The organism is Psychroflexus tropicus DSM 15496 (assembly GCF_000378765.1).
GTDB classification, from domain to species: Bacteria; Bacteroidota; Bacteroidia; order Flavobacteriales; family Flavobacteriaceae; genus Psychroflexus; species Psychroflexus tropicus.
The window spans coordinates 809,839-834,295 of record NZ_KB905342.1; the positions used below are offsets into that span (position 1 = coordinate 809,839).

General features: G+C 36.5%; 20 protein-coding genes and 2 pseudogenes. 11 read left to right on the plus strand and 11 right to left on the minus strand.

Annotated elements, in window-relative coordinates; translation table 11 throughout:
* Position 1 precedes the first annotated feature (1 nt).
* The 3 genes from F598_RS0103655 (at position 2) to F598_RS0103665 (ending at position 4,600) form a co-directional block, all read left to right on the plus strand.
* Complete coding sequence (locus tag F598_RS0103655) at positions 2-625, plus strand: LysE family translocator (protein ID WP_019037670.1); 624 nt, start codon at positions 2-4, stop codon at positions 623-625.
* A 3-nt stretch (positions 626-628) separates the two neighbouring features.
* Positions 629-970: an MGMT family protein gene (locus F598_RS0103660; RefSeq protein ID WP_019037671.1), complete on the plus strand. Its 342-nt coding sequence runs from the start codon at positions 629-631 to the stop codon at positions 968-970.
* A gap of 225 nt (positions 971-1,195) precedes the next feature.
* Positions 1,196-4,600, plus strand: a complete 3,405-nt coding sequence (locus F598_RS0103665) for a hypothetical protein (protein WP_019037672.1) — start codon at positions 1,196-1,198, stop codon at positions 4,598-4,600.
* On the opposite strand, the gene F598_RS0103670 is transcribed toward F598_RS0103665, so the two are convergent.
* A complete protein-coding gene (locus F598_RS0103670) occupies positions 4,597-6,132 on the minus strand; it encodes a lytic transglycosylase domain-containing protein (RefSeq protein WP_019037673.1) in 1,536 nt (511 codons plus the stop codon). The genes F598_RS0103665 and F598_RS0103670 overlap by 4 nt on opposite strands.
* Positions 6,133-6,270: 138 nt before the next feature.
* On the opposite strand from F598_RS0103670, the gene F598_RS0103675 reads away from it, so the two are divergent.
* Entirely contained in the window at positions 6,271-7,314 is a 1,044-nt protein-coding gene (locus tag F598_RS0103675) for a ferredoxin--NADP reductase (protein WP_019037674.1), read from the plus strand.
* Here the strand turns inward: F598_RS0103675 and F598_RS14740 are convergent.
* The 3 genes and pseudogenes from F598_RS14740 to F598_RS0103690 form a co-directional block, all read right to left on the minus strand.
* Positions 7,311-7,703, minus strand: a pseudogene (locus tag F598_RS14740) (DUF2721 domain-containing protein). The gene F598_RS0103675 and the pseudogene F598_RS14740 sit on opposite strands and share 4 nt — an antisense overlap.
* A 92-nt stretch (positions 7,704-7,795) precedes the next feature.
* Complete coding sequence (locus tag F598_RS0103685; RefSeq protein ID WP_019037677.1) at positions 7,796-8,272, minus strand: thioredoxin family protein; 477 nt, start codon at positions 8,270-8,272, stop codon at positions 7,796-7,798.
* A gap of 86 nt (positions 8,273-8,358) precedes the next feature.
* Positions 8,359-10,719: a TonB-dependent receptor gene (locus F598_RS0103690; protein WP_019037678.1), complete on the minus strand. Its 2,361-nt coding sequence runs from the start codon at positions 10,717-10,719 to the stop codon at positions 8,359-8,361.
* Between the two features lie 107 nt (positions 10,720-10,826).
* Here F598_RS0103690 and F598_RS0103695 point away from each other — a divergent pair, with 107 nt between their 5' ends.
* From F598_RS0103695 to F598_RS0103705, 3 genes are read left to right on the plus strand one after another with little or no spacing between them, the layout of a single operon-like run.
* Positions 10,827-11,480 (plus strand): metal-dependent transcriptional regulator, encoded by a 654-nt coding sequence (locus F598_RS0103695; protein WP_019037679.1) that lies wholly within the window; start codon positions 10,827-10,829, stop codon positions 11,478-11,480.
* Position 11,481: 1 nt separating this feature from the next.
* A complete protein-coding gene (locus F598_RS0103700; protein ID WP_019037680.1) occupies positions 11,482-12,303 on the plus strand; it encodes a ZIP family metal transporter in 822 nt (273 codons plus the stop codon).
* A gap of 49 nt (positions 12,304-12,352) precedes the next feature.
* Entirely contained in the window at positions 12,353-12,787 is a 435-nt protein-coding gene (locus F598_RS0103705) for a hypothetical protein (RefSeq protein WP_019037681.1), read from the plus strand.
* On the opposite strand, the gene F598_RS0103710 is transcribed toward F598_RS0103705, so the two are convergent.
* The 4 genes from F598_RS0103710 to F598_RS0103730 form a co-directional block, all read right to left on the minus strand.
* Positions 12,784-13,386 carry a lipoprotein signal peptidase gene (locus tag F598_RS0103710; protein WP_019037682.1) on the minus strand — a complete coding sequence of 201 codons (603 nt, stop codon included), beginning with the start codon at positions 13,384-13,386 and terminating at the stop codon, positions 12,784-12,786. The two genes, F598_RS0103705 and F598_RS0103710, sit on opposite strands and share 4 nt — an antisense overlap.
* Positions 13,387-13,532: 146 nt before the next feature.
* Positions 13,533-13,889 (minus strand): outer membrane beta-barrel protein, encoded by a 357-nt coding sequence (locus tag F598_RS0103720; RefSeq protein ID WP_019037684.1) that lies wholly within the window; start codon positions 13,887-13,889, stop codon positions 13,533-13,535.
* Between the two features lie 100 nt (positions 13,890-13,989).
* Positions 13,990-14,136: a hypothetical protein gene (locus tag F598_RS15260; RefSeq protein WP_019037685.1), complete on the minus strand. Its 147-nt coding sequence runs from the start codon at positions 14,134-14,136 to the stop codon at positions 13,990-13,992.
* A 113-nt stretch (positions 14,137-14,249) separates the two neighbouring features.
* Positions 14,250-14,774, minus strand: coding sequence for a hypothetical protein (locus F598_RS0103730; RefSeq protein ID WP_019037686.1), 525 nt, complete (start codon positions 14,772-14,774; stop codon positions 14,250-14,252).
* 70 nt (positions 14,775-14,844) lie between these two features.
* Here F598_RS0103730 and F598_RS0103735 point away from each other — a divergent pair, with 70 nt between their 5' ends.
* From F598_RS0103735 to F598_RS0103750, 4 genes are all read left to right on the plus strand, one after another.
* Positions 14,845-17,808 (plus strand): zinc-dependent metalloprotease, encoded by a 2,964-nt coding sequence (locus tag F598_RS0103735; protein WP_019037687.1) that lies wholly within the window; start codon positions 14,845-14,847, stop codon positions 17,806-17,808.
* A gap of 48 nt (positions 17,809-17,856) precedes the next feature.
* Entirely contained in the window at positions 17,857-18,969 is a 1,113-nt protein-coding gene (locus F598_RS0103740; RefSeq protein WP_019037688.1) for an NAD(P)/FAD-dependent oxidoreductase, read from the plus strand.
* A gap of 83 nt (positions 18,970-19,052) precedes the next feature.
* Entirely contained in the window at positions 19,053-19,907 is an 855-nt protein-coding gene (locus F598_RS0103745) for a fructosamine kinase family protein (RefSeq protein WP_019037689.1), read from the plus strand.
* 50 nt (positions 19,908-19,957) lie between these two features.
* On the plus strand, positions 19,958-20,908 hold the full coding sequence (locus F598_RS0103750; RefSeq protein WP_019037690.1) for a bile acid:sodium symporter family protein: 951 nt from the start codon (positions 19,958-19,960) through the stop codon (positions 20,906-20,908).
* Positions 20,909-20,981: 73 nt separating this feature from the next.
* Here F598_RS0103750 and F598_RS15705 read toward each other — a convergent pair whose 3' ends face one another.
* The 3 genes and pseudogenes from F598_RS15705 to F598_RS0103765 all read right to left on the minus strand — a co-directional run bounded on the left by F598_RS15705 (position 20,982) and on the right by F598_RS0103765 (position 24,172).
* Entirely contained in the window at positions 20,982-21,116 is a 135-nt protein-coding gene (locus F598_RS15705) for a hypothetical protein (protein ID WP_281163562.1), read from the minus strand.
* Positions 21,117-21,838: 722 nt separating this feature from the next.
* A complete protein-coding gene (locus F598_RS0103755; RefSeq protein WP_157594938.1) occupies positions 21,839-22,522 on the minus strand; it encodes a hypothetical protein in 684 nt (227 codons plus the stop codon).
* A 527-nt stretch (positions 22,523-23,049) separates the two neighbouring features.
* Positions 23,050-24,172 (minus strand): annotated as a pseudogene (locus F598_RS0103765) (IS3 family transposase).
* Positions 24,173-24,457 lie beyond the last annotated feature (285 nt).

A 24,457-nucleotide genomic window follows, 5' to 3' on the forward strand; every position in this document is an offset into this window, starting at 1 on the left:
TTTGGAAGAGCTACAAGTTTATTTACTTACTTACTTTGCTGCTTTTGTTGGTGTGGTCCCTCCCGGACTTGTGAATATGAGTGTGGCTAAAGCCTGTTTAGAAAAAGGGAGGCGTAATGGCGTTTTAATGGCCTTTGGAGCTTCATTGGTCGTTCTTTTTCAAGCTCTGGTCGCCATCCTTATTTCAAAATATATTTTTTCAAATCCTTATGTTAAGGATATGTTCCTGCAAACTGGAATTGTTATCCTTATTTTGATGTTCATTTACTTTCTCCTATCGGCCAACAAAAAGAAGACTCAGCAAAATCTTAAAAAGCGTGCAGGAACCAAGAGCTTTTTTACGGGTATTTTAGTTTCCGCCTTAAATATTTTTCCAATTCCTTACTTCGTGTTAATCGGTACATTGCTGAGTAACAATTTCGACGTAAAATTCACTTTGTATAATGATATCATCTTTGCCTTAAGTGCTGCGCTGGGAACCTTAACGACCTTGTATCTTTACATCGTATTCATTATGAAAATAGATGGAAAAACAGAAGTGTTTAAAAAATATTCCAACTATTTCATGGCTGTTTTAATGCTCATACTCATTATTATCACCTGGGTGCGACTCTCCAAAACCTAAGTTATGTCAAATTCAGATTTTTTTGATAGAGTTTATAAAGTGGTGGAACAAATTCCAGAGGGAAGAGTAACCAGTTATGGGGCTATTGCAAAAGCCATAGGTGCAGCAAAGAGTTCCAGAACCGTGGGCTATGCTATGAATGCTTGCGTAAAATTAGACCGCGATTTACCCGCTCATCGGGTCGTGAATAGAAATGGTGTTCTAACCGGTAAACACCATTTCCCAGGTCAGGATACTATGCAGCGGCTTTTGGAAGAAGAAGGCTTAGTGATTAAAAATGACCAAATTCAAAATTTTAAAACTATCTTTTGGGAGCCCCCTGTGAGTCAGGGTTTTAAACTTTAACACCAACTTTAATAAAACTTTAGCGTCTTTAGGCCCTTGAAATGATGTGAAATGTAAACAATTCTTCTATATTTGTCTCAGGATGAAGTTTTTCATAATAGATTGGTTAATTAGCAAAGCCTCGGATTCATAACCGAGGCTTTGTGTTTTTATAAACTTTTATCTCTTCTAGGACTTTTTTCACTTTCCTTTAAAATATTTCTGTAAAGCTTTAGTTTTACACACATGAGGCCTTATCTCCTTCTTGTTATTTTATGCGTTGTCGCCCTTCAACTTAAGGCTCAATCTGGTATAGTTAACAAAACAGTAGCAATTCAGGACACTATTCAACTCGAAAAGGTAAGCATCAGCCCATTTCAATTTAAATTACAAAGCACCGACAGTGTTGAAATTACTTCTGATTCTTATCAGATAGATTATGCAACTTCACAGCTCATACCCTTCGCAGAATTGAAATCAGGGAGAGATAGCCTTATTGTGACCTATCAAAAATACCCAGAGTTTCTTACTAAAACTTATCAGGCCCTCGATGATAAATTAATTATCGATACAGACAGTCAGGTGGAAAACTTATACGAGCTTCAGCAGAAGCGTCAGCCTAGTAATTTTGTGCCTTTTGCTGGTTTGAATACCAGTGGAAGTATCTCTAGAGCAATAAGTGTAGGAAATAATCAAAATGCGGTGGTAAGGTCTGAGCTTGACTTGCAGATTTCTGGTAAATTGTCTGATAAAGTGACTTTAAGAGCCTCTATACAAGATGATAATGCCCCAACACAATCTGGAGGTTACACTCAGCAATTAGATGAGTTCGATCAAATTTTTATTGAATTGGAGTCAGAGAAATGGAGAATTAGAGCAGGTGATATCGATCTTATAGAAAATGAATCTTTTTTTGCCTCTTACACCAAACGTGTACAGGGCTTACTTTTGTCTGCAGATGTTGGAAATGAAGAGCGACAGGCTGAGATCTATGCAGCCGGAGCTTTGGTGAGAGGTGTATTTACTAGGAGTGAGCTGACAGCTCAGGAAGGCAATCAAGGACCTTATAAACTCGTAGGGCAAAATGGCGAACTCTTTGTTTTAATTGTTTCTGGAAGTGAGGCTGTATTTGTAAACGGTAGACAACTAACTCGTGGTGAGAACGAAGATTACCTCATTGACTATAATGCTGGAGAACTAATTTTTAATTCTACTTTCCCTATCACTTCAGAAATGAGAATTGTGGTAGAGTATCAAGTATCTGACAGAAACTACTCTAGAATTGTAGCGACCTCTGGTTCAAGATACCGATCGGAATCTCTTCAACTTAATGGGTTTCTTTATAATGAAAATGACCTGAAAAATCAACCACTTCAACAAAGTCTTACAGATGAACAAGTCGATGTCCTGGAAGAGGCAGGGGATAATCAAGAAAACATGTTTGCTCCAAGTGCTGTACCTGCAGAATTTTCTGAAAATAGAATTTTATATGAAAAGGAATTTATTGATGGCAGAGAAATCTTTGTATTTTCCAATGATCCTGAAGCAGAACTTTTTAACGTGAGATTTTCTAATTTAGGTCCTAATCAAGGGAATTATATTCTTTCTAGCCGAGACGCTATCGCTAATATTTATGAATACGTTTCACCCGTGGATGGCATTCCTCAAGGTAATTTTGAACCCGTTATAAGGTTATTTGCTCCAACCAAATTACAAATTGCCATGTTGAACGGCGTTTACTCTCCTTCTGAAAAGACAACAGTCCAATTTGAAGTAGCCGCCAGTAATAATGATGATAATCTTTTTTCCTCTTTAGACCAGGGAGATAATAGAGGGCTGGCAACACAATTATCTGCGAACCAAACCCTTTATGCTTCAAAAGAAACACAGCAACTTGATGTTTACGCAAATTTCAATTTTATAGAAGATTCCTACACTAGTGTGGAAAGGTTGTACAATGTTGAGTTTACCAGAGATTGGAACTTATTTAATCCCTCAGGTGATCAGTTATTTCTAGACACGGGTTTAGATTTTAGGTCCAATCTTAAAAGCCTCGCTCAGTATCGATTTCAGCGCTTAGCCTACACCAATGATTTTGAAGGACAAAAACATGTGGTTAGTGTGAGGCAAGTTCAGGATAAGTTTAAAATTGACGCAAATGCAAGTTATCTTGACAGTGATTCTCCCTTACTGTCCTCAAAATTTGCAAGAGCCAATTTCTCTGGTATTTATGATTTTGACAAGCTCTGGTCTGGCTTGAGGTTCGATATGGAAGATAACCAGGAAAAATTGGTAGAGACCGATGAATTTACCCAAAATACTCAACGATTTTCGAGTTATGAAGTTTTCTCTGGAACTGGAGATTCTACCAATGTTTATGTTGAAATTGGATACCGATACCGACAAAACGATAGTTTAAGAGACAACAGGCTTCAACGTGTTAATAGGTCTAATAATTATTTTGTTCGATCACAGCTTATCAATACAAAAGATTCCAAGTTACGATTATTTGCTAACCTTAGGAATTTAGAATTTGAAGAAAATGAAAGAAATAACGAACAAAATTTAAACTCCAGAGTCACCTATTCTCAAAATCTGTTTGACCGCTTAATTAATTCTACAACGACTTATGAAACCAATAGTGGGAGTATAGCCCAGCAAGAATTTACTTATGTGGAGGTTGAGCCAGGACAAGGTCAATTTACCTGGATAGATTACAACCAAAATGGAGTTCAGGAATTAAATGAATTCGAAATTGCTCAATTTCAGGATGAAGGTCAGTTTGTAAGAATCTTGCTTCCTAATCAAACTTTTGTGAGGACCAATCAAACTCGATTCAGCCAGCAAATGACACTCAACTTTAATAGATGGCAAAATGAATCTGGAATTAAAAAAATAGCTTCTAAGTTTTATAATCAAACCTCACTGGTATTAGATCGGCAATTGGCTAAAGATGGAAATCGACTAAATCTGAATCCTTTTGGGGGAAATGATGATGATGTACTTGGAGAGAATACAAGTTTTAGAAATATCTTATTTTTTAATCGGGGTAAGCAGCGCTGGACGACATCCTATAATTTCACAAATAATACCACTAGAAACTTAAGCTTACTGGGGCTACAGGAAAACTCGAGCTTGTTACACGAACTGAAGTTACTTCATAAATTTCAGGAAAGCTGGCTGGCTACGATCACTCAAAATTTGAATACTGCCGAAAGCTTTTCAGATCGATTTGAAAATAGAAATTTTAATATTGAGGGTTTTTTATTTAACCCTAAACTTTCTTATCTGCTGGGTGATAAACGCTTTGACGTATTTTATGAACTAGCTGAAAAAGAAAACCAGATAGGAGAGCAGGAAGCTTTAAACCAACAGACGTTTGGGCTTTCTTTCACCCTTAATAATGCTCAAAAGTACAGCATCAATGGTGAAGTCAATTTCATTCAAAATGAGTTTGAAGGCAGCACTTTTTCCCCTGTAGCCTATCAAATGCTGGAAGGTTTACTTCCCAATGAAAATTTTACCTGGTCCCTTTTTTTACAAAAGAAGATCACAGACTTTTTGGATTTAAATTTGACCTATTTCGGACGAAAAAGCGAAAACTTAAATGCCGTACATACAGGAAGTGTTCAGCTAAGAGCTTTTTTCTAACCTTTAGAAACCTTTAGTTTCATCCCCGGTTGAAGCTGATTATTTTTTAAATCATTGAGTGATTTAATATCTTCAATCGTGAGACCTGGAAATTTTCTGGATATGGTCCATAATGAATCTCCTGGTTTTACTCTATAGAAATCTACGTCTTGTGCAGTATTGGTCTTTGCGCTGCTCTTCGATTTCTTACGAGGTGAAGATTCCACTACAGCAGTAGCTTTTCTTGGATATACGGTTAAACGTTGACCTATTTTTAGGTTATTACTTCTCAAATTGTTCCATCCTCTTAGCTGGCTTATCCTTACTCCAAATTTCTCAGCAATACGACCTAAGTAATCACCAGATTTCACGTAATAGTTGATTTTGTCGGAAGCTTTATAATACTTAGGAAGAGGTTCTTCAGCATTTGCAATTTGATCTTCAGCGTAACCATAAATCTCATCTTCATTGGCTACAAATAGTCCTGATTTGGCATAAGGTAGTCTAATGTAATAGGACTTATCCTTTTCAAAAGGAATAATACCGAGTTTGTAACTAGGATTTAAAAACTCTAAAAGCTCTTTGTTGGTTTGTGTGACCTCAGCAATGTGATCTAACGTGATGAGCTGCTTTACTTTTATAGTGTCTGTACCGTAATAGGTCGACCTAGGTTGTTGAGGTTGAAAGTTATGTTCCTCGGCATATTCATATAGATATAACATAGCCTGGAAAGATGGAACATAACCTGCCGTTTCCCTTGGTAAATATCTTCTCAATTTCCAGTAGTTAGTCTCTCCTCCGCTTCGTCTTATCGCTTTAGAAACATTTCCAGGTCCAGAATTATAGGCCGCTAAAGCCAGATCCCAGTCATCAAACATAGTGTAAAGCGCTTTTAGATATTTTGCAGCCGCTTCAGTAGATGCCACCGGGTCCATACGCTCGTCTACATAGCTACTCACGTCCAAATCATACATTTTTCCAGTAGGATACATGAATTGCCATAACCCAGTAGCACCTACTCTGGATTTCGCTCTTGGGTTTAAGGCAGATTCAACTAGAGCTAGATATTTCATCTCCAAAGGAATATCGTATTTGTCAAAAGTCGCTTCAAACATGGGAAAGTAAAATTTACTTAAGCCCATCAAACGTTCAGTGCCTTGTTTTTCACGTTTTAGGAAATAGCCGATGACGCTTTCTAAACTTTCGTTATACTCAATATTAAAAGGTGTCTTTGAGTTCAAAATAGCCAATCTTTCCTTGAGTAACTCCGTAGGAAGTTCTGTTACCACCCTTTCCGCGGATAAACTGTCTTTAATGACCGTTTCCATATGTTTGGAATACATCTGATCTGCAAGCTGAGTTCTCCATACCGAATCCAATTCCATAGATCTTACATAATCCTCCAGGATCAATTCTAGGGAGTCACCCACAACTTTATGAAATTCAATCTTATTAGTGCTATGGTTTTGAGGTGTTTCAGCTGGGCTTTGTGCAGTTGAAATGCTAATGCAACCCATAAAAAGTAAGGTATAACAAAAAGAATTGAAAGTCATAAATTGAAAAATTTAGAGAATTCAAATGTACTTTGAAAAAGTGTAATTATAGATTAAAACTTAAATCCGCATTAAAATATTGTTCAATCTGAATGCTAATTCTGATAGGATTGTATTTTTAGCACAAATTTAAAATCTATGGCTGAATTTCATACTCTTTCTGTTCAAAAGATCAATAGACAAACCGACAAAGCGGTCAATATCATTTTTAAGGTACCTTCTGAATTAGCTTCAGAATACAGCTTTAAAGCCGGACAATACTTAAGCTTAGAAACCAATATTAATGGTGAAGATGTGAGACGTTCCTATTCTATTTCATCACAAGAGGGTGAATCCTTAGGAATAGTCGTAAAGGCCATTCCTGATGGAAAATTTTCCAATTACGCCAACTCAGAATTGAAAGAAGGAGATGATCTCCAGGTACATCCTGCAGAAGGTAAATTCATTTTGCCTGAAAGTTTTGATAATAAAACCTTTGTAGCCTTTGCAGCTGGTAGTGGTATCACCCCAGTTATGTCGATGATAAGCACTGTCCTTTCACAGTCAGATTCTGCTAAGTTTGTCTTAGCGTATGGAAATAAATCTCCGGAACAAACCATATTTCTACAGGAACTATTGAGTTTGCAGAAGGATTTTCCAGAGCGATTTTTTATTGAATTCATTTATTCTGAAACACAAGAAGACGATGCTAAGTTTGGAAGAATCGATAAAGGCACAGTCAATTATGTCATCAAGAATAAATATGATGGTTTTGATTTTTCTGAATATTACATCTGTGGTCCCGAAGCTATGATAGATACCGTAAAGCAGACACTCAAGGATGCTGGTATTGCTGAAGATAAGGTAAAGTATGAATTATTTTTTTCTAAGGAAGAAGGCGAAGTAGAAGCTTCTACAGATGGAAAAACCAAGCTTACAGTCATCGTTGACGATGAAGAGTTTGAATTGTCTATGGATCAAAACGACGTGATCTTGGATGCGGTCCTAGCAGAAGATATTGATGCGCCTTATTCTTGCCAAGGCGGTATTTGCAGCTCCTGTGTTGCTAAAATTACAGAAGGAACTGCCGAAATGCGAAAGAATCAAATTCTTACCGATGATGAATTAGAAGAAGGCCTGGTCTTAACCTGCCAGGCACAACCAACGTCAGCTAAAGTGGTGGTGGATTACGATGATATCTAATCGTTTTCAATATTCTTCAGTTGAATATTCAGGGACTTAACACTGATTTGAATCTCGATAATAGATAATATTAGAGAGACCATTAATAAAACCAAAGACACTCCAAAAATAATGCTACCTAAGGTTTGCCAGGTTTCGTAAATCGCAAACATACTTACCACACAAAGTAAGAGTGAAACGATACCGAAGAATCGCATGTTTTTAATTAAAGTCACTCTCTTTTTCAAATTAGAAATCTGTGCTTTAATATTGGTATCTGGCTCTTACTGGTACTTACGATGTAAATTCCTTATGAGTCCAGCAATGGTTAAAAACCGGTTAGTATAGGCCAATAATAACAGTGATATGGCGGGAAAAAGTAATGCAGGGGTAGTGAGTGATACCTCCATAAATTTTAAATTTATAATGAATTACGGTGATGAGGATTCAATTTTTATCTTCATTCCTATTGGTTGATGAACGAATTTGATCAGAATTAATCTTAATTCAAAATCGCTCTAAGTGCTACAGGTGAAAGGTATCTAAAATACCTGGCTTCTATCTCAAAGTTTTCATTTAAGAGGATAATTGCCGGTAAAGAAAAGGGCTGTTGTTCTCGAGAAGCCAAAAGCAAAGGAATCTGGTGCGTAGGTGTTCGCGTTTTGCCTAGTTGCTGGTTAAAAAAAGTTTTACCACCAAAACGTATAGTATCTTTTGTTTCCACATCCATTTTTACGGCGTAAAAGTTTTGATTGAGGAGTCTTATGATTTCAGGATCTTCAAAAGCGGCTTGATCCATTTTTTTGCAATAGACACACCACTCAGCGTAAAAATCTATAAACACTTTTTTAGGTTGTTTCATAAGTGAATCTTCCAACTGCTCAAAGCTCAACCACTTGACTTGGTTTTTTTCCTGAGCATAGGACTGTAATCCAAGTACTAAAAAAATACAGAAATATATGAAAGTCGATTTTATCATAAATAAAAGCCGAAGGTCGTAATGGTTTATGGATTTTGAATTAGGCTTTACTAAGATACAATCTTCGGCTAGCTTACTAAATTAGTTTAATGAAATTTACCAAATTTGATACCGATAAAAAACGTTCTGGGCAGGTTAGGACCATAAACATAATCTGAATCTCGTCCTGCTCCCGTATCAAAATCATCTTGAAAACTGTTAAACATATTTCTTACTCCTCCAGATAGGGTTACCATGAAGTCATCATTAAAATCATAGTGGGTTTCGAGTTTAAGATTCAAGTCCAAAAAGGGATCAACATTATTTAATTGAAGAAAGCCTGTGTCGCTAATTACAAGAGGCACCACCATTTCCCCTGTATAGGTCCCAGTGAGATCAACATTAAATTTCTCGCTAGGCAACCAGGTAGCGTTAAGGTAGCCGTAAAGATCGGGAACGCGCACAAATTCATCAATGACAATATCAGACTCTCCTGGAGCACCTAGGCTTTCAAAAAGAACTTGAGGGTTCTCAAATTCTGTTTTTTGGAGTGTGCCTCCCAACTGAAATCTCCATTCTGGATTAGGAGAGACTCCAAATTCAAAATTTGTTCCAAAGACATTGGAGCTTTCTCCATTTCTCACTTCTTCTAGAATAGAACCATTAGGCAAGACTGCTCCGGTACTCACAATGGTGAACGGATCTTCCAGAGCCGTGTAGAATCCTTCAAGGAGAAAGTCGAGTTGAAGTAAATTTTGAGTTTTGGAATAATTGATAGATCCTGTAAAGGCGTTAGAAAATTCAGAATCAAGCTCATCAGATAAGATGACAAACTGCTGCTCACCACCCACACTCGAAATGTGCAAGTCTTCATTGAAGGCCTGCGGAGCTCTAAAACCCCGAGCGTAACCACCACGTAGCCTTAATTCTTCTGTGAGTAAATAAGACAGTGTTAATCGGGGAGAAAGAGCGGTCTGACTTACGTCAACATTACGTCTGATGCCTCCGATGGTATAATCACCATCAACGGTTACATTGTCTAAACGTGAACCCACCAAAGCTGTAAACCGATCGGTTGGCTTCCATTCATACTGAGCGTAGGCACCTGCAGAATTTACACTTTGATCGATTAGTCTATTATAGCCAGGGATGTTATCTTCAGTGGTGGTAATATTGTATTCTGCTCCAGCAGTAAACACATCATTGTTTTTGAAATTTTTAGTGTATTGGGCTCCATTCACCCAGGCTAGATCCTGTGTGTTTCCAAAAGCATTATTAGCGACAATACTGTCTTGTCTGGTTCTTGCGCCACCCAAACCGCCGTAGTAACTATCTCTGTTGGTGTAGGAAGCAGAGGTGTAAACTTGAAATTTGTTTGTAAAATCTTTGCTATTGATTTCGTAATCGAGTCCGCCGATAAAGGTATCGTGATCCAATTCTTCCGTGATATCGGTAAATTGCGGGGCGAGGTCAAGTCGATCACCTCCTCGTCTATATTCTCTTATCGCATTTAAATTTAAAGAAATTCTGCTACGTTCGTTGGGTTTAAAGAAAGCATTTCCACCCACAGTCGTATTCCTTAGTTCAACGATTTCTGTAAATCCATCATCGTTGGCATCATAGGATTCTCTATTTCTGTATGTTCCATAAATGGTGACACCAGACTTAAGATCATCGGCCACACTGGAAGTGTTGAAGGTCACGTTTCGATCTAGAGCATCTCCATCAATGATAGCAAGATTACTACCTACCTCCCAGGTGTTGATAACGGGGTCTTTGGTAATGATATTGACTGTTCCTGCAATCGCATTGGATCCATAAAGTGCAGAACCTCCGCTTCTTACAACCTCTACACGATCTATAATGTTGGTTGGTATTTGTTCCAGACCATAAACGCCCAGGAGTGATGTAAATATTGGTCGGCTGTCGAGTAAAATTTGCGAGTAGGCGCCATCTAAACCGTTAAGGCGAACTTGAGTAAATCCACAATTTTGGCAGTTGGTTTCTATTCTTACGCCAGGCGAATAATTAAGCCCATCAGCAACGCTTAGCGACTGGGTGGCGTTCAATATCCTTGGTTTAATTGAAGAGACCACTACTGGCGTTGTTTTTCGTTCTACTCGGTTTCGGGTAGCGCTCACTACCACTTCATCGAGTCCGAGCGCATCTTCTACCAAAGTAAAATTAACTTCAAGACGTTCCCCTTCTTCTAAATTCACCTCCTTCTTTATGACACGAAAACCCTGCATTTTAGCGATAACTGTCTTAGCTCCTGGAGTCACTTCCAATTTAAATTTACCATCTAAATCTGCCGTTGTGCCTTCAGGACTATCCTCGATAAAAATAGAAGTAAAAGCCACAGGGCGCTCTGCTGTGGTAACAGTTCCATAAATAAAAGCCTTGTGATTCTGAGCAAAAGTAAATGTGTTTAAAGTCAGTAACAATAAGGATATATAAAATGATTTCATTTGATCTGAATATAATTTTAGGCAAAACTAAAAATAATAATATTCAAAACTAAATATTTTATAATTTTAAATAAAAAACTTACTTTTGTTCAACTTAAAATACGATCATGTTTTCCTTATCTGAAGAAAATTACCTCAAGGCGATTTTTCACCTACAGAAACACACAACTGAAGGTGTAAGCACTAATGCTCTGGCCGAAGAATTGCAGACTAAAGCTTCTTCAGTGACCGATATGCTTAAGAAGTTATCGGATAAGGATTTAGTTATATATGTAAAATACCAGGGGGTTTACCTCTCTGAGTCTGGACGTCAAACTGCTTTACAAATCGTAAGAAAACACAGGTTATGGGAGGTGTTTTTGGTAGAAAAGCTTAACTTTTCCTGGGATGAAGTTCATGATGTAGCAGAAGAACTCGAACACATCAAGTCAGATAAGCTTATTTCAGAATTGGATAAATTCCTGGATTATCCCCAGCGAGATCCTCATGGAGATCCTATACCAGATGCAGAAGGAAATTTTCAAGTGTCCAACAAGACCTTACTCTCTAATCTTAAGAAAGGAGAAACTGGAACCTTAGTCGGTGTGAAAGATACCTCATCAAAATTTTTGAAATACCTCGATAAGAATAATATCGCTTTAGGTGAAACGATTAAAGTTTTGGATAAAGAAGAGTTTGACGGCTCAATGCAAATTAAGGTGCGAGGGGAGAGACTTAATGTTTCGCCTTTAGTTACCGTAAATATTTATATAAAACCATAATATGGAAAATTTACTACGCTATTTCGAAGAACTCGATCCAGTAGTTGCAGCACTTCTTGCGACCACTTTCACCTGGTTGGTGACGGGGCTAGGAGCTTCTTTGGTGTTTTTCTTTAAAACGATGAACAGAAAGCTTTTTGACACCATGCTAGGATTTACAGGTGGTGTAATGGTAGCAGCAAGCTTTTGGAGCTTATTGGCTCCTGGAATTGAAATGAGTGAAGGAGAAGGCTTTATAAAAGTAATTCCTGCAGTAGTTGGATTTTTATTGGGGGCGCTTTTCATTTTCGGGTTAGATAAGGTTTTACCTCACCTTCATATCAACTTTAAAGAAAGCCGAAAAGAGGGCGTAAAAACCAAGTGGCATAAATCAACATTGCTAACTCTTGCTATTACGCTTCATAATATACCAGAGGGTCTGGCTGTTGGTGTTCTATTTGGAGGAGCCGCTGCTGGACTAGAAGGAGCAAGTATTGGCGGAGCTGTAGCCTTAGCGATTGGTATTGGTTTGCAAAATTTCCCTGAAGGCTTTGCCGTAGCTATGCCGCTAAGAGGTCTTGGTCTTTCACGCTGGAAGAGTTTTAATTACGGCCATTTATCGGCTATTGTGGAGCCTTTTGCCGCTGTGCTTGGTGCCTGGGCAGTGCTTACGTTCGAACCGATTTTGCCTTACGCCCTTTGCTTTGCCGCAGGGGCCATGATCTTTGTCGTGATCGAAGAGGTGGTGCCCGAGTCTCAGCAGGATCGTAACATCGATTTAGCCACTTTAGGCTTCATTGGAGGTTTTGTAGTCATGATGACTCTGGATGTTGGTCTGGGGTAATTTGATTTATTTCTACTACTTTTAGCCAAAATCAAAATCAATACTAATAGTGAAATCCTACATCATCGCAATCGGCATGTCAATTTTATCTTTAAGCCTATCGGCTCAAACATCTGGAGACAAAGCAAATGCTTCATCAGAAAAGGCTAAGGTTCCTGAAATTATCACTAAACTTAAGGTCATGGAAATCTTGAAGATTGATGAATATCAACTTTCGTTCAAAGGTGTTTCGAGCGATGGCAGATGTCCAGAGAAAGTCACCTGTGTCTGGCCAGGAGAGGCTAAGGTTATAATTGAAATTTTTGATGGAACAGAATCTAAATCAGAACTTATAACTATTCCGGCAATGGGTTTTCACATGGAAATACTTTCAACCTCAGATCATGTAGTCTATTTGAAAAATTTGGCGCCCTATCCTGTAACTTCAAATGATGATATCAGGGCTTATAAATTGTTGCTCAAAATTCAGCCTAAAAATCTTTAGTCCTCTTTTTTTGGAAAGGCTTTTTTGTTAAAGACGACTAAGAGCCCAAAACCGGTACTGATGGCCGTGTCGGCCACATTGAACACAGGTTCAAAAAACACGAAACGTTCTCCACCCCAAATCGGAATCCATTCTGGCAAAACATCATTGTAAAGAGGGAAATAGAGCATATCCACTACCTTTCCTTTCAGTAATTCGCCATAAGGTTCTTCAGCGAAAAGAGTGGCTATGTTTCCTAAACTGGAATCGAAGATGACCCCGTAAAATACAGAATCAATGATGTTCCCAATAGCTCCCGCTAAAATTAAGGAGACTGAGATGATTAATATTTTAGGTGATTTCTTTTTAATACTATCCCACAGCCAGTAGCTAATTAAACCAATGGCAACAATTCTGAAGGAGGTCAATAAAATCTTTCCGTAAGATCCTGGTATCTTCGCGCCCCAGGCCATACCGTCGTTTTCTACAAAAAGAATACGAAACCAACCCAGAACGTCCACTTCTTCACCGAGCATGAAATTGGTCTTGATATAGATTTTTGAAACCTGATCAATAATTAGTACCAGAAGTATAAGTAGAGAAGCTTTTTTTAAAGACATAAGTTTAAATTGAAAGCACAAAAATAGTTTTTTTATTGAATTGGGATTTCATTTCGATTGCTTTAACTGAAATGATAGAAAAGTCAGTTTGTTCTTTTAATAAATACAGAAAGTAGCCTCTTGAGTTAAGCATCTTTATCTCTGAGTTAAAACTGAAATCCAACCCCAAAAAATAAAGCTCTGGTTTTAATTTCGGCTAAATCCTCTATGATATCTCCAACATTTTCAGGGCTGTTCTGGAGGTTGGTTAAACCGTAATTGTAACGAAGCTCTACGAAAATTCCTTTATAAATGTGATATTCAACCCCTGCTAGTAAACCAGCCTCCCAATTTTTTATAAGATCATTGGTAGATCTACCATTGATTTCGGAGCTCACATCGACGTTATAGCCTATAAATCCTCCAAGATTGAAAAAGAGATTTGGTTTAGCTTCAAATTTCATAAATACAGGAAGGCTTAATTGTAAGAGATCAGTTTCTGAATTAAAAAAAAAATCTTTCATCGTTTATACTATAATTTTCCAATAGAAGTTCGATTTGAAAACTTGAGGAATTAGTTATACTGTGATTGGCATACCCTCCAGCATAAAATGAGAAATTTGACTAAGCATTAACTCTGTCCGATGAAAAACTGTAATCACTCACTCCAGATTTAAGACCGAAACTGAAAATAGATTCCTGACTATCTTGTGCAAAAGCAAATGCAGTCATTATAAGTAAAAGAATGATGGATGAAAGAAGTGATTTCATAAGGTTTTGTTTATTTATCAGATATTAAATGAATCAAAGGTTGCGTATAAAATGAAAAGCTGGAGAAGCTTAATGATTTGATAACTTAAGCTGCATGATCTCTTAACAATCGATCAATTAGTTATTGAAAAGCTTCTAATCTGTTGAGGGAGGTTAGAAATTTCAAAATCTAAACTGTAGTTTACAGTTTTACCATTATTGGTGCTCACATTTAAATTTCCTTTTTCAACAAGGAAGTATCCAGCTTGATTTCCACAAAAGCAAAGTCTGCCGAATAATGCTTTAGCTTGCTTTAATTTTTGATCTTGTAATTGAAGGGTCTCAATACTAGGATCAAACTCTATAAAAATCACCTCTCTGTATCCATCATCGGCTATTCTAGGGTCTTCATCTCGGAGATACTCAAATTTCAAAACGGTTTTTGTTCCTTTTTGAACATTAGGATAGAGTTTTCCTATACCATCTGTTTTCAATACTAGGGCAGAATCGGTCATTTCCTCAAATGTACAGTTACCTCCTTCGGGACATCCTGAAATGCTAAAACCTGTCTCATGTTTTTCATTTACCGAAGATTGATTTGATTTGCATGCAGAAAGTGCTATGAATAGGATGATGGATATCAATGGTTTGAATTTCATTTCAATTGTTTGTCAGATCAATAGCTATAATATATAAATTCATTAAGTTTAAACAAATTATATAAAAATCATGAAGAATTATCATTTTTGGTCTGTTATCTTTTTATTAGTCACAAACATAAGCCTATCTCAAAATCGGAATGCATTTTGGGAGCTTGTGGATAAACAACAGGTCAATCAGGATAGTCTCATATTTTATAAAAATGTACCTCAAATCAGTTCTTTCTATGAGCTTGATGCAGAACGCTTACAAGCTTTTCTAAGAAGCGTTCCAAGTCGAGATGAGGGAAAAAGCTCAAATTCAATTTTAGATTTTCCTATGCCTAATGGAGACTTTCAATCATTTAAGATTATGGAAGCTTCTGTAATGACACCAGAGCTTCAGGACCAATTTCCTTCTTCGAGATCTTATATTGGTAGAGGAGTCGAGGATGCTTCCTTCATCTTGAGGTTTAGCTTCTCTAAAGAAAAAGGACTAAGTTCAACATTGCTGTCGGCAGGAAAAACAGTATTCATTGAACCTTATTCGTCTACAAGTTACATTAGCTTCATCAATTCCGAGGAAGACAAAAATGAAGGGTCTTTTCAATGTCTTACCGAACCTCCTTCTAATAAAAATAATAATCTAGAGAGCGACTTTCCTGATTTGAAAAATGCAAATGACGGGCAATTGAGAACCTATAGGTTAGCTCTGGCTTGCACGGTAGAATATGCACAATTTCATGGAGGAACTCTCGAAGGTGTGATAGCAGCAATGAATACGACGATGACACGTGTTAATGCAGTTTATGAGCGCGATTTGGGGGTGACCATGGTAATGGTGCCTAATGAGAGTATCATTTTTTTGGGGCCAAACCCCAGTTCAGACCCGTTTTCAAATGGAAATGGAGGAGCAATGCTAGGTCAAAACCAAGAGGTATGTGATGATAATATAGGATTTAATAATTATGATATTGGCCATGTATTTAGTACTGGAGGTGGAGGTGTAGCATATCTCAATTCACCGTGTACAGGTATTAAAGCTGGAGGAGTTACAGGGCAACCAGCTCCGGTTGGTGACACCTTTGATATTGATTACGTAGCCCACGAAATGGGTCATCAATATGGTGCAAATCACACTCAAAACAATAATTGCAATCGCTCTGCTGTTTCGGTTGAGCCTGGAAGTGCCTCTACGATTATGGGCTATGCTGGAATCTGTTCACCTAATGTGCAGTCTAATAGTGATGATTATTTCCACGGAGAGAATATTAAGGAAATGTGGTTTAATATCTCTCAAGGGAATAGTAGTAATTGTGGAGAATTGTCACAAACGGCAAATGCAGCTCCTGTAGCTGATGCAGGCCCTGATTATTTCATCCCAAAATCAACTCCATTTATTTTAAAAGGCAATGCAACAGATAGCAACGAAGATGATTTTCTAACTTACACCTGGGAGCAAAATGATAGAACTCCAGCACCAATGCCTCCACAGTCTTCTTCAACTGTAGGCCCAGCATTCAGATCTCTATCACCTTCTACGTCCCCAGACCGTTTTATGCCTTCCTTTAGTACGGTATTGTCTGGCTCGTTAGCATCTACCTGGGAGGTGGTACCCTCGATAGCAAGAAGTATGAGTTTTGTATTAACAGTGCGGGATAACTCTATTTTGGCGGGAAATACAAGTTCTGATGAAATGGTGGTCACTACTGTAGAGACAGTTCCTTTTACCGTTCAAACTCCTCCTACATGGGCGCCAGGCTCTACACAAACTGTCAACTGGACTGTTGGTGATAGTAATATTGCTCCCATTAATTGCGAGGCTGTAAATATTTATTTCTCTGAGGATGGAATAGATTTTTCTACAGAGCTCGCTATTAATGTTCCCAATTCTGGTTCTGCTGAAATAACATTACCAAATATAAGTGCAACCTCAGATGCAAGATTGCTAATAGAAGCCGCAGACCATATTTTTTATACGGTTTCAGAACCGTTTAATTTAGATTCGACACCAGATTTTAGTGTAACTGCAATTAACTCTGAAGAAAATATTTGTAATTTGGATGGAGTCGTATTCGATTTTAATTACGCCACCTCCAATGGTTTTTCAGAATCTACATCATTTACTGCTGTTGGACCTAACAATGCCCAATTCGAGTTTACTCCATCTAGTTTGAATGCTGATGGTTCTTTTAGTCTTCTAGTTTCTAATTTATTAAGTGTAGTGCCTGATATCTATACTTTAGAAGTAATTGCAACTTCTGCATCTATCACAAAATCTATAGAGGTGACTTTAACAATTATAGATGGAGCTTGTGATTCAGTTGGTAATATGAATTTTGAAACAAGTACAACAGGAGTTATTATCAATGATGGTGAGATCGATATTTTGAGTAACTTAGACACAGGCAAGCCTTCTGGGTACAGTGACTTCACAGATATTAGTGCGGATTTGGTTGTCGATCAAAACTACGAACTAACTATAAATGCAAATTCTGATGGAAACTATCAGATCATCACCTATGTTTGGATAGATTGGAATCAAAATTGTAGTTTTGATGATCCAGGGGAACAATATGACCTGGGAAGATCTGTAAATTTACTGAATCAACCTACAGCAAATTCTCCTTTAGATTTTACAGTTCCAGCCGATGCTGTTTTAGGCAACACGTTAATGCGAGTGACTACAAAATATACTCCGAGTAATCAAAACGATTTTCCCCAGTCTTGTGAAAATGGACATGATGCAGAAGTTGAAGATTACACGATTAATGTTGAATCCACTCTAAGTCAAAGCAAGTTTACCTTTAATGATTTTTCAGTTTTCCCAAACCCTAGTCAAGGTGAGCTTACTGTACAACTAAAATTATATTCAAGTACAGGATTCAAAATCAATATTTTTGATATCGGCGGAAAGCTATTAATTCAAAAAAACTATGAGAGTGTTGGTCAATTTAGTCAAACTTTAAATTTGCAGCATCTTTCTCCTGGTGTATATATTTTAGAAGTAGGAAATGGCTCAAGCTCAATCACTAAAAAGATAATATTGGAATAAAACAATTTTTAATTATACTATTATTTCATAAATGTTTTTATTTATAGCATGAACTTATCCTACTGGGAATATAAATCTTGGCTAGCTAATATTGATTATACTATAGTAGGAAGTGGCATTGTTGGGCTTACCTGTGCTTTACACCTTAAACAACGCTTTCCTAAAGCCAACATTCTTATTTTAGAAAAAGGCGCTTTACCCCAAGGGGCGAGTACTAAAAACGCAGGTTTTGCCTGTTTTGGCAGTATGAGTGAGTTGCTATCTGATTTAAAATCACATTCTGAGGAAGAGGTTGTTGAGCTGGTAAAGATAAGGGCTGAAGGTTTGCGTCAACTACGATGTTTGCTTGGAGATAAAGCTATCAATTTTCAGCCTTTTGGCGGACACGAGCTGTTTCCACAGCAAGGAGACCTTTATGAGCATTGCCTTACAAAAATTGAATACCTGAATTCGCTGTTACAACCCATTTTTAAGGATAAGGTTTTTAGCTTTGTTCCCAATCGTTTTGGTTTTGGAAATGTAAAAGAACAATTAGGGTTTAATGCTTTTGAAGGTCAGATCCATACTGGTAACATGATGAAAGCTTTACTTCATGAGGTTCATGCTTGTGGCATCAGTATACTGAATCAAATTCATGTTATAAATTATATCCAGTGTTGTGATTCTGTCAAGATAGAAACCAATGCCTTTACCTTTTCTTCTACTCATCTGCTTATAGCCACTAATGGATTTGCTAGTGAGTTAGGGGTTTCTGAAGTTATGCCAGCTAGAAATCAAGTCTTGATTACAAAGCCAATACAGAATCTAAAAATAAAAGGCACGTTTCATTTGGAACAAGGCTATTATTATTTTAGAAATATTGACAACCGAATTCTTCTAGGGGGAGGACGTCATCTGGATTCTAAAGGAGAAACTACTACTGAATTGAGATCAACCCCTCTTATTCAAAAGGCTTTGGAGGACTTACTTAAAAAAACAATTCTGCCCGAGGTCGACGTCGACATAGAATACAGTTGGAGTGGCATTTTAGGACTACACTCTCAAAAAAAGCCGATTCTAAAACAAATAGATTCTACAGTGTTTTGCGGTGTGGGTTTAGGAGGAATGGGAGTTGCTTTGGGAAGTTTGGTAGGGCAACGACTTGCTCAACTTGTAGATTAAGGCTATTTGGTTCTAAAATAATTTAGAGCTACTAAGACATCACTCAATCATCTAGTTTTTTGAAGTCAATAAAAAATGAAGTAATGCATATAGACTTAGATTTTCAAGCTCATTTAGAAGCAAGGTTTGGTGCTAAATTTATCTTATCTGAGATACTTACTGGAGGTGATATCAATTCGGTTTTCCGCTTAAAGTCTCAACATCTATCTTATGTTTTAAAACTTAATGAGGCAGAGCTCTATCCTGATTTATTTCAAAAAGAAGCCAACGGCCTGAAGGAATTAACTACTTCTAAAACCATAGATGTTCCTAAGGTTTTTGGCTATGGTGAATTTGATACTCAAACCTACCTACTCATAGAGTACAAACGATCAGGTATAAAGAAAGAAGGTTTTTGGGAAGACTTTGGTCATCAACTGGCCGATCTGCACAAAATGTCTCAGTCCACTTTTGGATTTAAGGAGAACAATTTTATTGGGAGCCTACCTCAATTTAATGAACCTGAGCAAACGGCTGCTGACTTTTTGATTCAGCAGCGTTTAAAACCACAATTTCAAAAGGCACAACAGCTGGGCTATGATTTTGAGCCTTTGGATGCTTTTTTCAAAACCATAAAACCTCTTATTCCAGAAGAATCTCCAGCCCTAATCCACGGAGACTTATGGTCGGGGAATTATTTAATCAATTCTAAAAACCAGCCTTGCCTGATCGATCCTGCTGTGGCCTATGCGCCTAGAGAAATGGACCTCGCCATGATGAAACTCTTTGGTGGGTTCGATGATAAATTATTTCAAGCATACCATGAGTCCTTCCCATTACAGTCAAACATGAAGAATCGAATTCCCTTATGGCAGCTTTACTATGTTCTGGTTCATGTTAATCTATTTGGAGGAGGTTACTATAGACAAGCGCAAGACATTATAAATAGGTATCTCTAAAGAAAAGGGAATGAATATTACTTAATTTTGATCATCGATATTAATTATCTATGAAGATTGACAAATTTGTTTTAGCCATCATAGTAATTATTGCTTTGGCTTACTTTTTCCCATACTTAGGTAGTGGAGAGAGTGGAGTAGTACTCAATTGGATCGGAAGCCTGGGCATTTCTTTGATTTTCTTTTTTTACGGGTTAAAATTAAGTACAGCTCAATTGTTATATGGCTTAAAAAACTGGAAGCTGCATTTATTAGTGCAGGGATCCACATTTCTACTTTTCCCTATCATAGTTCTCCTTATTTATCCTTTTGTTGAAGGAGAGTCAAATGAATTGTTTTGGCTGGCATTTTTATTCCTTGCAGCACTGCCTTCTACCGTGTCCTCTTCGGTAGTTATGGTCTCACTAGCTAAGGGAAATGTACCAGCTGCGATTTTTAATGCTAGTATCTCGGGTCTTATTGGAATAGTGATTACCCCCATCTGGATGGGTATTTTTCTGAAAACATCCACAGCAAATTTTAGTTTATCTGAAGTGTATGTAAAGTTGCTTTTACAAATTTTGCTACCCGTGATTCTCGGTCTTTTCTTGCAGCGGTATCTTGGGAAGTACTCCAGAAAGTACGCTACACAGCTAACTTTATTTGATAAGTCTATCATTCTTCTCATCATTTATAAAAGCTTCGCAGAATCCTTTGATCAGGGACTTTTTACGACAGTGAAGGCTCTGGATTTAGCGTTTATCAGCATGGCAGTTATTGTTTTGTTTTTTATTATGTATAGCACTACTGGATACTTCTCCCGACTGCTCAATTTTAATACAGCAGATCAGATCACCGCTCAATTTTGCGGGACCAAAAAATCCCTGGTTCATGGAACAGTATTTTCAAAAGTACTTTTACCAGAATCCTTAGCCTTGGGGATCATGCTTTTACCGCTGATGTTGTTTCATGCCTTTCAGATTTTAGTAATAAGTGTGATCGCTGGGAAATTGAGCAGATGATTTGTGAACGAATTTGAAGGCTTTTCTCACTAAAGCAAGGCTTTAAACGTTCACAAATAAAAAAAGCCAATAATCAAAAGATTATTGGCTTTTCTTGGTCGGGGGTGGCAGGATTACCTCCTTTCCAGTCGGTCATCCTGAATATGGGGATGTTGCTCAAGATTATCCAATCCAGGCTATCGCCTGTATGTCTTTTTGTCTTTTTCACTTTTAAATCTTGTAGATTTAACGCTCTAAAACAAAAAATCCAACCACAACTTGTGTGATTGGATTCTATTGGTCGGGGTGGCAGGAGCCTTTGTGGCTTCCTGAGCACTGTGACGATGAGATCTAATATTTTATATCTTGGATATATTCACCGAATCCTTCACTAAGCTAAAAAGAACGTAAAAATTCATACGAATTGATCATCTTTAACGCCATAAATATAGTTAAATTATTGAACAGAATTTTTATTGATTTTATTTTATTTAAAAATGTGTTTTTTGTCACATCTAAAGTGTTTATGAATTATATTTTCAATCAAATAATATATTCTCATATTATTAGAATCTTCAGTAGCTCCTTTTTCTCGAGTTTTAAACTGTACAATTTAAAAGGAGGAGGTCAATATTTTCTGTTACCATTTTTATAATTAAGAGTTATCTAGTTATAAATCTTATCAGACCTTAAAAACCATAACTGAAATCAAACTTTAAATCAAACTATTTGATTTGTATGTTAGAACTATATTTATTCTATTTTTTGAAGATTAAATATTTAATTAAACTCCAAAAGAATCTATTAAAAATTCTGTAGGAGTGTAAAACAAATTTTTCTATATTTTAAAAATTTATTTAATAAAGTATCATTTCTGTTGATATTTATTTATATTTAATTGTACTTAATACATTCATAAAATTTAAACAAATCTCATACCCCATTGATTTTTTAAAAATCAATAGTTATCATATTAGAGGTAATTACATCCTTAATTAATTTATAGCCATTGATATATTTTGGTAATTTATCTTCATCACTCGTTTTTTTAACTAAATCATTAATCAAGAAAGTATATCTACCGCCCAAAATTTCAAATGGTGTTAAATTATATGAAAAAATTTTTTGTTCACCTGGATTTAAAAAAATGAAATCATCACTTTGATAAAAGATTTTTTTAATGCTTTTCTTTCTTTCATTACGAGCTGTAGTAATTGTCTGAGTTTGCATTTTAAGAATATCTTCTCTGACTATCTCTTTATTAATAGTCTCTGTGCTTTTTAAAGAAAATACAGGTGATTGCTTATTAAAATTATGTTCTTTATAAAATTTTTGTAAATCATACAAAATGTATAAATTATGTAATTCCGCTGAACGATAAGGATATCCTATAATTTCATTTTCATTTAAATATTTTTTATAGCTAGAAACATCAAATAAAGTAAATGATGTTTTGTTTATAATTTCATTCATGCTCAAAGTCACAAAATAATTTTGAGCATCATCCCTATAACTGTCTTTAAGACTAATTAATTCTTTTCTTGTCAAAATTTCGGGAAATGGTAATGAAAAATAGCTAACTGATGGTATTTCATCTTCTATGAAAAATTTATTTCTCAGGTAAATACTATCCATACCAAGGTTTTTAATGACAATCCTAAGATACGGGGATACTGATACATTTTCATAAATTATTGAGTCTTTATTATTCCTCCATTCTATAGATAATTCATGATACAAATTTTGACTGTTTGATATAAAGTGTAAAAAAAATATAACTATAAATATTTTCATAATGAATTAATTAAATATATTCTTAAATGTATTGGCTTTAAAAGTCCAATTAAATTTTTGATGAGATAATTCACCATACCAATTAGGATATGTCTTCATATAGTTTCTTATTTCATTCGCTGGGAAACGATAGGTCCCTCTAAAATTATAAGCATGAAATTCCATCATGTTAGCGAAAGTTTGGTTTTGTATCAAATTAATTGACTGACCTGCAAGCTTAGAAATTTGGGACACATGAACTAATTCGTGTTGTAGGCTTCCCCATAAATAGGACAGTTAATAATTCGAATTTACTAACTTTTGACCTCCTCCCATATTTAGGTACCAGTCAAAACTAGAGAATCAGGGGCATTGACCTCCTCCCATATTTAGGTACCAGTCAAAACTAGAGAATCAGGGGCATTTTTATTTATTTCAATATACTCGTTGGGGGACATGTCCCCCAACGAGCTATGCGGTCTAAAACCATTATAATCCTTTCTCCAAATATCGAACTTTTCTTGTGCATCCTCCAAAGAAAAGAACCAATTAGCATTTAGACATTCATCCCTAAAAGAACCATTGAAGCTTTCGATAAACGGATTATAAGTGGGTTTACCTGGTCTTGAAAAGTCTAATTCCACATTGTTTTCATAAGCCCATTTATCTAGTATTTTACTAATAAATTCACTCCCATTATCTACTTTTATACGTTTTGGGAGCACTTGGCCTACAAAAGTAATTGTTTCCATAACTTGAACCACACCACTTCCTTTAAGCGACTTTCCAGCATGTATAGCTAAGCATTTTCGACTAAAGTTATCCACTACAGTTAAGGCCCTGAAACGGTTCCCGTTATATAGCTGATCAGAGACAAAATCCATACTCCAACACTCGTTTAAACTAGAGGCACTACCCTCTGTTGGCTGCCTATGTGCCGCAGAACGGTTGCGTTTAGGACGCTTACTTCTCAGGTTTAAACCTTCTTCGCAGTAAACTCTATACATTCGCTTGTGATTGTCCATAAAGCCTTCTCTTCTTAAAAGAATATAAATACGCCAGAAGCCATATCTGACACGTACAGAAGCTATCTCATTCATTCGCATGCGCAATAATTCATCATTACGTCCCTTTGAATCATAATAAAAAACACTCTCATGCAGTAATATAAGCTTGCAGCAACGTTGGATTGAGATATTGTATTCCATCCTGATCTTACAGACCATCCCACGCTTTCGGGACGGCCTCAAAACTTTTTTTCAAGACATCCTGTAAGATTTGTTTGTCTAAACTCAAGTCGGCTACGAGTTTCTTTAACTGCGAGTTTTCTTCCTGAAGATTCTTAAATCTACGTAGTTCAGATACGCCAAGCCCTCCATATTTCTTCTTCCAATTATAGAATGTAGCCTCCGATATACCTATCTTACGGCATACCTTTTGGATTCAGGTTCCCGTCTCCACCTGTTTGATCGTAAATAGGATCTGCGATTCAGAATTCTTTGATCGTTTCATAAGCAAATACTTGTTTAAAGTTAAACATTTATTTACCCACGTTTCTCTAGTTTTAAATTGTCCAATTTAAAGGGAGGTGGTCAAAAGGGGGAAGCCTACATATCGCAGTCGATAATTTCAAAGATTAGAATTAAAAATTTTATAATTTTCATCTAGTTAATCTTCGGTACGCTTGATTAGCCACTTTAATTCATTTATAAAAAGATGTTGATTTGATTCGATAAATTCTTTTAAATCTGGATCTGCTTTTTCTAAACTTTCAATCAATAATAACTATGCTTTGTA